8 protein-coding genes are annotated in these 9,543 nt (G+C 50.3%); 5 read left to right on the top strand and 3 right to left on the bottom strand.

The annotated features are described in order from the left end of the window. Positions 1 to 323 precede the first annotated feature (323 nt). A complete protein-coding gene (locus H6F93_RS22145; protein WP_190685412.1) occupies positions 324 to 3,221 on the top strand; it encodes a hypothetical protein in 2,898 nt (965 codons plus the stop codon). Positions 3,222 to 3,256: 35 nt separating this feature from the next. Here H6F93_RS22145 and H6F93_RS22140 read toward each other — a convergent pair whose 3' ends face one another. Then, a complete protein-coding gene (locus H6F93_RS22140) occupies positions 3,257 to 3,856 on the bottom strand; it encodes a nucleotide-binding protein (protein ID WP_190685409.1) in 600 nt (199 codons plus the stop codon). Positions 3,857 to 4,036: 180 nt separating this feature from the next. Here H6F93_RS22140 and H6F93_RS22135 point away from each other — a divergent pair, with 180 nt between their 5' ends. From H6F93_RS22135 to lepB, 3 genes are all read left to right on the top strand, one after another. After that, the gene (locus tag H6F93_RS22135; protein WP_190644937.1) at positions 4,037 to 4,930 is read left to right on the top strand and encodes a 4-hydroxybenzoate solanesyltransferase; all 894 of its coding nucleotides are present in this window, start codon (positions 4,037 to 4,039) and stop codon (positions 4,928 to 4,930) included. A 208-nt stretch (positions 4,931 to 5,138) separates the two neighbouring features. Further along, entirely contained in the window at positions 5,139 to 6,149 is a 1,011-nt protein-coding gene (locus H6F93_RS22130; protein WP_190685407.1) for a hypothetical protein, read from the top strand. A 60-nt stretch (positions 6,150 to 6,209) separates the two neighbouring features. Then, positions 6,210 to 6,878: a signal peptidase I gene (gene lepB, locus H6F93_RS22125; RefSeq protein ID WP_242043562.1), complete on the top strand. Its 669-nt coding sequence runs from the start codon at positions 6,210 to 6,212 to the stop codon at positions 6,876 to 6,878. Here the strand turns inward: lepB and H6F93_RS22120 are convergent. After that, complete coding sequence (locus H6F93_RS22120; protein WP_190685404.1) at positions 6,844 to 7,392, bottom strand: ComEA family DNA-binding protein; 549 nt, start codon at positions 7,390 to 7,392, stop codon at positions 6,844 to 6,846. The genes lepB and H6F93_RS22120 overlap by 35 nt on opposite strands. Before the next feature lie 45 nt (positions 7,393 to 7,437). After that, positions 7,438 to 7,881 (bottom strand): NINE protein, encoded by a 444-nt coding sequence (locus tag H6F93_RS22115; RefSeq protein ID WP_242043561.1) that lies wholly within the window; start codon positions 7,879 to 7,881, stop codon positions 7,438 to 7,440. 668 nt (positions 7,882 to 8,549) lie between these two features. Here H6F93_RS22115 and H6F93_RS22110 point away from each other — a divergent pair. After that, complete coding sequence (locus tag H6F93_RS22110) at positions 8,550 to 9,437, top strand: J domain-containing protein (protein ID WP_190685402.1); 888 nt, start codon at positions 8,550 to 8,552, stop codon at positions 9,435 to 9,437. The last annotated feature ends 106 nt before the right edge of the window (positions 9,438 to 9,543 follow it).

Genomic DNA, 9,543 nt, shown 5'->3' with positions numbered 1-9,543 from the left:
CCAGCTTAGTAAATGTCATCGCAATCGCTGTTTGATGCACTCATACTGGAACTGTAGCGAGCATAGCTCAACTTAACCACCCCCTATCCCTAGTGCCGCTGCGTAAGTCCTGTCTGTATGAATGCTGTTTCAAGAGCGTGAATTGTTGCGTGGTGGAACCGAGCAACAATTCACACAGGAAATCCAATGCAATGTGCTTAAATAGCGAAGATAAAGCCATTCCCAGAAGTCATTTATGATAAGTAACGAGTGTCAGATGTAGAGCACTACACACTGCCTCTATTGTCTGGTTTAGACTGGGAAGCTCCTTGCGGAGGTTCGAGATGGAGTATTGGGAATTTCTGCTACAAAAAGAGGGCGATCGCTCTTGGTTGCCATTGGAATCTCCAAGCGTTGAGATTCTGGAAGGGCGATATCGAGTTGTGGCGCGATCGAGTCGAGTCAGAACTCCAGTAGAGATTCGGGTGATCCACGATGCGACGGTTGAGATGCCGCCTAAGCGTCGAGTGCAGAAGCGATCGGGGCAGACCAATCGAGAGGGGCTGCTCGTGGTCATTCCCTTTACGCGGCTACAGCCGGGGCGGTGGGAGTTGCGCTGCACCAGCGACCTAATGGCTGACATGATCGGGGAAAGCTGGGAATATGCGGTTCAGCTTCAGGTTCTCTATAACGATCCTGAAGTAGATGATTGGGAGCCAGACTGGGAAGGCTCCGGATCAGAATCGCTGGCTGAAGCGACTGGAGCAAGTGCAGCTCAGGCATTCCACTCGCAGGTGCAACCAGCCCAACCAGCGCAAAATGGGGCGATCGCTCCTTCTACTCCTTTACCCCAAGCTGAACCGACCCAGCCATCAGCACCCGCTCTGGAACCCGTTGTTGCGACCTCAGATACAGCTTCTCAGGTTGCCCCTGATGAGATTGTGGCTGAAACTGCCGAGTCAGGAATAGCTGCATCGGAGCCAACCTTCATTCAAGCTGAAACTCAAGCCGACGAACCTCTTTCATTTGAACCGGAACAATCTGTGGAAGAGGTGACAGAGGCGACCGAGATTACCGCAGTCCAACTGGAGCAAGTAGAACAAGTTCCACTAGAAGTAGAAACACAGATTTCGGAAACGCTGTCCGATGAATCTGCTGATGGATTGCTATCTGACGACGCAACAAGTGAGTCAGAGGAAACCGAAATGGCGATCGCTCAAGAGGGAGCGATCGCTGCCATCAACGCCGCAGCAGCAGAACTCGCAGATTCGTTGGCAGAGTCAATGGATGTGGCTAATGCGGCTCCTGATGTAGAGGTGACTCAGCCCACCGAGGCACTGCCCGAATCGCTCGATGCTTCTTCTCTGCGGCAAGCGGCTGAACAAATGTCAGAGAAAGTGGTTGAGGCGATATTTGAAGAATATGACCCAGAAAAATTTGACCAAACCCTTAACCAGACTATTGACGAGGCAGTGGAATCCATTCTCAAGGAATTTGAGAATGGGTCAGCACCCGTTTATCCAGCCATTGAGCAGGCTGGTGAAAGTGTGGATGAGACTACTAACTTGTCTACATTCACCGCACCTTTGTTAGAAAATGCCACAGCGGTTGCGTCTCCTCAACTTCAGATAACTTTGGAGCGAGAATCCTATGTGGTGCGGCGCGGGCGGTCTTTTAACCTGGTGGGACAGGTTGAACTGCTGTCAGAAAGTCAGGTTAATCCAACGGTGCGCGTCAGCAAGATGCAAATTCGCCTGCATGATCCGAAAACCAGTCACGTTGTGGCAGAAGTGCATCAGCCGTTAGCAGATAAGGCAGTTCCTTTCTCATTTAGCTGTCCGATCGCAACACCTGCTCAGGGTCAAACTCATTTGTTTTTGGGCGAGGTTCTGCTCTATGCCGTGCCGAAGGTGGGCGTTCCGACTAGGGTGCTGGCGACTCAGTCGTTTACTGTGGCGGCTGACATGGAGGAGTTGTTAGAGGCGATCGCCACTGAGCCAACTCCCTTAGACCTTCAAACACCGCTAGCATTTGCGAACGACACAGACATTCTCAACCTAGAATTTTTGGATCTCCTAAACTCTCCCGGTTCGGTGGTGCAGTTTCAGCCCTCCAATGCTTCTTCTTTGCCCCCTCAACTGTATCCTGCTAAACCAGGAGAAGTGCCCGCCAAGCCGCTAGAGCTACCACTAGCCAACGATCCAAACTTTACGCTGTCCGGCAATGCGGAAGCGGTTAAGCAATTTTTGCTTACCAAAACGCAAACCCCTGAAGCTTCTGAAACTCCGTCTGAACTACCGGAAGAGTTGATCGATGAATCGCCAGAAGAATTGGCACAGACAATTGCGAATTTGGAATTAGTAGAAGTGTTTGAAGCTGATTCAGAAGTTTCTCCTGAATCAGCTTCAATGATTGAATCACCCGCTGAGGAAGTTGATTCACTTACAGAAACCATTGCAGAAGATATATCGGATACTGTAGAAACTCCAGAAATAGATGCTCCAGAAATTTTGAGTGAGGGGGAAGAGGGCGATCGCCCAGAAATACCAGTAACAAATCATTCCTCTATCTCAGAGCGACAACCTGAACCTGCAACAGAGCCTTTGAAAACACAGGACAGAGCTTTTCCAACTGCGAAGCTGAAAAATCGCTTTTGGTCGCGGCTCAACTCTCTAGCAACGGACGCTGACCCAGCAGATTCCCTCAATGCGCCCTCAGATCAGTCACCCTTTGTGGATGGCATCACCTTGGGAGTCGATGCGGATCTGGTAGCTCAAGAAGTGGTTGTAGACGATGACCTTCCTCCTGCCAGATTTCATAACGGCAGATGGGAGAGACAAAGCGATACAACGCTTGCTTTACCTGATGAGGAACCCGTCCCCACGCCGCAAATTGAGCTACCTACAGGTGAATTGACTGCTGGCAAGTCAGTCTGTGTCATCGTCAAGTTGCCCGCCTTAACTCCTCGCATCTACGTCAAGCTATGGCTTCACGATCGCCAAACTCGCTCTTTGTTAGACGGTCCACACTGGCTAATGAATTTCTTGCCCAACGGCTCAGGTGAGATGGAAGTGAGAACCCAACTGACTGTCCCCTTTGGCTGTTTTGAGATTCAGTTTGAGGCGATCGCCATAGAAATGGCGACCCAACGAGAAAGCCACAAGATCATTGTCGATCGCATGGTCATGCCCCCCGACCTACCCACTCTCTCACTCGACGAACTCGACGTTTATAAAGATTAAGGGTAAATAGTGGCGCGGCTGAGCCGCGCCACTATTTACCCTTTTCCTAAAAGTTCTTCTCCAACTCGCTGGTAATCTTGCCAGGCATCGGCTGCTTTAGGATCTTTCACGGCATAGACGGGAATTCCTGTCTGTGCTGCCTTTTGGTATGCTGCATAGCGACGAATCCAGGATTTGAAGACAGGCAAACCGGCATCAACCAGCATTCCTCTCACCATCTCCCCATCTTTGCTGGGCTTGGGTGGAACAATGGTCAGGAGAATGCGATAGCGCTTTGCGCCAATCGACTGAAGGTATTCCAGGGTCAACACCAGTGCATCCAGAGACAGCACATCGGGCGTGGTGGGAAGGACAATCAGATCGCAGCTATCTGCCAAAATTGCTAAATCTTCCTTGATCGGTCGAGCTTGAGTATCAATCACCACATGGCTAAAGGTGCGGGTTTGGCTGGGCGAATTCCATTCATCGACAACTTCAAACGGCAACTCTCCCCGCTCAGCCCAACTGGTGGCAGAGCGGTTTGGGTCAGCGTCAATCAACAGAGTATCCGCCTGGGTCTGCAAATAAGCCGCCAGGTGAATTGCTGTGGTTGTTTTACCCACGCCTCCTTTGTAGCTAGCAACCGTAATGATCATGTTTAACGAAATTCTGATCCCTTAGCGTAAGGGAGAATTGCAAGTTTAGGGGAGTTTTGAGTTTTGAATTGCTCATGGGTCTCGACCCCGTGTCGAAGCGATATCCTAGAGAGCGAAACTGCTGATCGAGTCTAAATCTTCAGCTTCAGTTGTTTTTCTCATCGCTTTGCTGATATCAATATGCTGACGCAGCCTCAACGAAAACCTGAACCCACCTGGCTCACTGTCGTGCGCCTGCTGCGCTGGGACAAACCCTCTGGACGGCTGATCTTGATGCTTCCGGCACTCTGGGCGGTGTTTCTGGCAGCCAATGGAACTCCGCCGATTCCACTTGTGAGCGTGATCGTGTTGGGAAGTTTAGCAACCAGCGCTGCCGGATGCGTGATCAATGATCTCTGGGATCGGGACATTGACCCAAGGGTAGCGCGAACTCGCGATCGCCCCCTTGCCGCTCGTGCCCTCTCTATCAAGACAGGAATCGTCGTTGCACTGGTTGCACTCATTTGTGCCCTGGGGTTAGCAATTTACCTGAACCCCGTGACCAATCCGTTGAGCTTCGGGCTGTGTGTGGCGGCGGTTCCTTTCATTGTCTTCTATCCATTGTCAAAACGGGTGTTTCCCGTGCCGCAATTAGTCATGGCTCTGGCGTGGGGTTTTGCTGTGCTGATCAGCTGGACGGCCGTAACCGAAACCCTGGAACTATCGACCTGGCTACTCTGGGGAGCAACAGTATTGTGGTCCTTAGGATTTGATACGGTCTATGCGATGGCTGATCGGGAAGACGATCGCCGCATTGGGGTTCGCTCCAGCGCTTTATTTTTTGGCTCAGCGGCGGCTCATGTGGTCGGGCTTTGTTTTGCGGGCACAGCGTTGCTATTAGCAGTTTTGGGAATCGGCATGGGGCTAGGAATTGCTTTCTGGCTAGTGCTAGGAATTGCAGGTCTAGCCTGGGTCTGGCATTACATTCAGTTACGCCCCAAAAAGCCGCATCCTTCGCTCTACGGTCAAATCTTTCGCCAAAATGTCTGGATTGGTTTTGTGCTGCTGTTTGGCATGGTGCTAGGAACACTGTAGGGTGGGCGAGCGCCCCTACACGGGAAATTCTTAGGGGAAATCCTTCTTTAAAATCTTCTTGGAGATCTTTAAGAAAAACTAGGAATTTCTCACCCACCCCAGGCAGAACCGATAGAACCCTATTACAATTCAGTATCCCTGTTACAACTAAATAGCCATTTCAGATTGATCGCTGCCTGCTGCCTCCTCACGCATCTCCACACTGCTCATGTATCTTTCTGTTAACTGCCCTCGTTGCGACCGGGCATTGGGGCAGATTAGTCCCGATGGGCTTTTACAAATTCAGTGCTCCTCCTGTCGGCAACACTATGGGGCAGTCTACGGTAAGCTTTCAGGCTGGTCTTCTCAGCCGGAAGCAATGCTGTATTTGTCTGATCAGTTGCCTAGCTTTTACAAGCGTCGCTACCAGTTTCGGATTACGACTCCGGGGCGCAGCTTAAGGCTGCTGAAGTTTTCTACACCCGGTTTGCAGGATCAGATTCCGGTGCGTCCTAGCGACAAGATTTCGATTTTGTATTCGACCTGCGGCAGCGGTATCAAGAAACTGCTAACCATCAATAATCATTCGACCGGGCAAAAGTACCATCTGCCCTCTCCGATTCCTGGCTTGGGTTACCTATTGGCTACGCGTGGGAGCGCTTCTTTAGCGATCGCCCTGGGCATGGCAACAGGTGCCGGAGTCGTGGCGACAACCGGACTGGGGGCGATCGCTCTCTTGATGTACAGTCGTCTGGTTGATACCGCAGAACTCACCAGCCCTGACCTTGAGCCTGACGTTCCAGGGGATGCGCGGTTAATGAGCGAACTTGAGCTTGCCGATCAAAAAGTGATTTTGACCCGTCGAATTGAGCAGTTGCGGCATGAAGGCTATGCCCATCGTGATTTCATCAAGCGGCTAAGCGCACTCAAAGAAAAAATGCTGAGCGTTGGCGCAGCCCTCTACACGACCCGCATTGCTAAAATCGACCGAGCCATTAAGCTGCTAAAACAGCGAATTAATCAAGATCGCCATCTGGTCAACCAGTATGCTCAAACGATTCGGATGATTGAAATTGAGCTAGAAGCCTCGTACCTGGCAGAGCAGCTACCCGAAGCAGATGACTTTACCAGTACCATCATGGGCAAGCTCGATGAGCTAAAGGCGATCGAAGCTCGCAACCGCAACCTGTGGCTGGAGTTAGAAGCGAATGAAGAAGTCCGGCGGCTGAGCTTTGGCTAAGGGGTGTAGGCTCAGCGTTGTAAAATTTGCTAGCACCTCATAACCAGTGACGAATAACGAATGACCGATGAAAAGCCGATGACTGCTGAAGCAAAACCTGCTGAAGCGAAAACCGAATCTCAGCCGCAAAATTTACAGAATTCTGCGAAACCTGGGTTTTGGCAATCTCAGCGCGAAAATCTGCAAATTTTGGCGATCGCTCTCTTTCTGGCACTTCTCATTCGAGTGTTTGTTGCAGAGCCGCGCTATATTCCCTCAGACTCGATGGTGCCGACTTTAGATGTGGGCGATCGCCTGGTGGTGGAAAAAGTCGCCTACCGCTTTCATCCACCCCACCGAGGCGACATCATTGTCTTTGACCCACCCGTGCAGCTGCAATTTCAGGGGTACACTGCCGATCAGGCATTCATCAAGCGCATCATTGGCGAACCAGGGCAAGTTGTGGCGGTGCAGGCAGGCACAGTTTACGTTGATGGAGAGCCTTTGGCAGAAGATTACATTGCTGAACCGCCTGAATATGAAATGCCTCCAGTTTTGGTACCAGCGGGACAATTTTTTGTCATGGGAGACAATCGCAATAACAGCAACGACTCCCATGTTTGGGGCTTCTTGCCTGAAGAAAATATTATTGGCCGGGCAGTATTCCGCTTTTTTCCATTAGAGCGAGTCGGCAAAATTTCTGACAAGTCAAACGCTAGAAGCGCAAGTAGTGGAGCAGTTCAGCAGTAAGCTGACCAGGAAGTGACAGCCGCTTTTGCAGGTCTGCCAGGTTGCGATAAGCGCCATAGGTTTGGCGGTTTTGTACGATCACCCGAGCCAAAAACAAATCTACAGCGGGGATTTGACTCAGTGTCTCAACTGAATCCGTATTGGGATTGATCTGCCGAATCGTGCAGATGCTTTCAGCATCGTAGTAGCAAAACTTCAGTACAGGCTCTAGCGGGCGCAAACGCTGTACGGGCAGTCCTAGCGCGGCGGCTAAATCTTCTAGGTAGTGAAGCTGAACTCCAGACTGAGTCAGAGCAGTAAGCGATCGCGCCTGATGAATCGACAGCCCTGGCAGCCGCAACCAATCATCTACTCCCGCCTGATTCACGTCAATGTAGATGCCTAGCTCCGCCGCAAGCCGTACTTCTTCGTTAGACTGCAAGCGGTAGTAGGGATCATTCAGCAGCTTCACTCGCAAGGGAGCTTTTGCAACAGCACTCAGTCGCCCAGGTGAAAACCAGTCAGAAATGCCCATTCCTTCGACTCCTCCGGACTGCTTGCCCCCATCAAAATACCTGCCCTAAGCAATCCGATCAAGCAACTGGCGGCGCTTTTGCTCAAACTCGTACTCAGAGATCAGTCCGTCCTGGCGCAGCGTGTCAAGCTGACGGAGAGCATCGGCGATCGCGCCCACCTGGGCCGGATCTACCCCAGGCGACTGAACTGCAACTGTTCCCAATGCCAAAGCAGAATTAAAGTTTTGGTCAAAGTCGTCCTGGTTTTGGGCTAAATACCAGACCCCTTCAATCACACTGGCAACTTTGGGAATGGGTGTCCACGACAGTAACAAATACAATACACCCCAAATTGGCTGCCCCAGATAGAACTTATGCAACCCCGACACGGGCATTACCATTCCAGCAAATGCTAGAGCGACGGCGACTTTACGGTTTTTGAACTTGCTCAACATGCTAGGGACGCTAAAGTCTTTTAAGTTTACGAATATGGGGGTTAGCAGCGCCATTATGCTACAGAACCTACTTCCACATCATATCGATTCTGCTGCCAAGCTGGAATGAAGAAAGGAATTCGAAGGAATTCGACCCAGCTTCAGCCTTCTCAAGGCGTTTTGTCTCAACTGAACAGTCTATTTCAGGCATTAACCGCACCTATCCCTCCATTGGCCGACCAAAGATTAGGTACTCAAAGAACAGGGATGCACCCGCGTCGTGAGAATGCATCCCTATTCTTTTAGCGGAAAAAGAGTAAACAGGTATTGGAATCTACCCCTTCGTTCTCCAAGCTCAGTCGCACAACATCTACCTTAAGAGATACATTAGAGTGGAGTTGCTCAGTTATCCAACAGAGTTTGTTGGTAAGAGCGCAGCTCTGCCATGCTGACAACAACCTATATCGGTAGGTTAACTTACCTGATAGATTAAGGCAGTATCACTTTGAGACAGGGTCATAAGCTGCGTTCTAACGGTGCTGAAGGGTGTGAGCCATGAAAACAAGGCGCTACCTTACCTAGCTAAATTTGTCTTGCTGGGAAAAAAGCAAAGCGTTTCTACACATCGGCACCTTTTTAATCGGGCATACCAAAATTTGCTCAAGCAAGGGTCATCTTCATCAATGCTAAAGACCAGTTCGTATTTGATTAACACTGACCCACTTTTAAGAGCAGCCTAATCAATGTCACAGATCCCTTTTTCCACAGACTGGCTGAAAAAATTTTCAGATCCCTATGCTGTGTTGGGACTGTCTGTCTCGGCTGACGATCGCCGAGTATTGAAGCGCTATCGTGCTGTGGCTAAGCTTTTACATCCTGATGGATACACCACCGCAGACCCAGCAGACCGGAATCTCGCCAGTCAGCTCTTTGCTCATTTGATCAGTCCTGCTTACCAAAAACTCAAGCAAGACAAAGGTCGAGCTGAAAGCTTGGCTCTGCTTAGAGTTCATGTGCGGCGAATGAATCATGAAGCGCCTTTATTGCCCCAAAGCGACCCTGCTCGGCAGTTGATTAAAACACCCATGCATTCCGTGGATGTGTTTTATGAGCAGGCGATCGCCCAGTTAGCTGACTCTCAATATCAACCGCTTCGTCAGTTTGAGCCAATCACCCAGCAACTTACCGAACTCAACTTGGTTTACCTCCAGTTGAAAATGGGTGAGCCTGTTCGCCCAAAGCCGACTGGATTGGTTCCGGCTGAGCAGATCAAACGGGAAACCGCTGCTTCAGCCGATCCAAAACAACAGTCCAATGGCAATTACGCCCAGCGCCACTATGTTCGTGCGCAAGAGTACATGAAAAAAGAAAGCTGGTCAATGGCAGTACAAGAGTTGCGAGACGCAATTCGGTTGGAGCCAACCAAAAGTGAGTTTCATTCTTTGTTGGCAAAAGCCTATTTCATGCAAAATCTGACTGGCATGGCAACAGTCCACTTTCGGCAAGCGCTTAAACTAAATCCCCAAGACTCACTGGCTCTGGAGTATGCCAAGAAACTAAAAATCAAGCTAGATCCACCCAGTACTGCTAAAAAAGGAGGGCTTTTTGGTTTGTTCGCCAAAAAGCAATAGTAGCTCTGTTGGAAAACTTCAACTGTAGGGATTACCGACCCTCTAGCCTACTCGAGGTTGGATTAAGATAGGTTTAAATAAAAAGCATAGTTAACTCTCTATCACC

The organism is Leptolyngbya sp. FACHB-671, assembly GCF_014695745.1.
In the GTDB taxonomy this organism is placed as follows: Bacteria; Cyanobacteriota; Cyanobacteriia; order Elainellales; family Elainellaceae; genus JAAUTN01.
The sequence above is the reverse complement of the archived record's forward strand: the minus strand, read 5'-3'. Positions and strand labels throughout refer to the sequence as shown.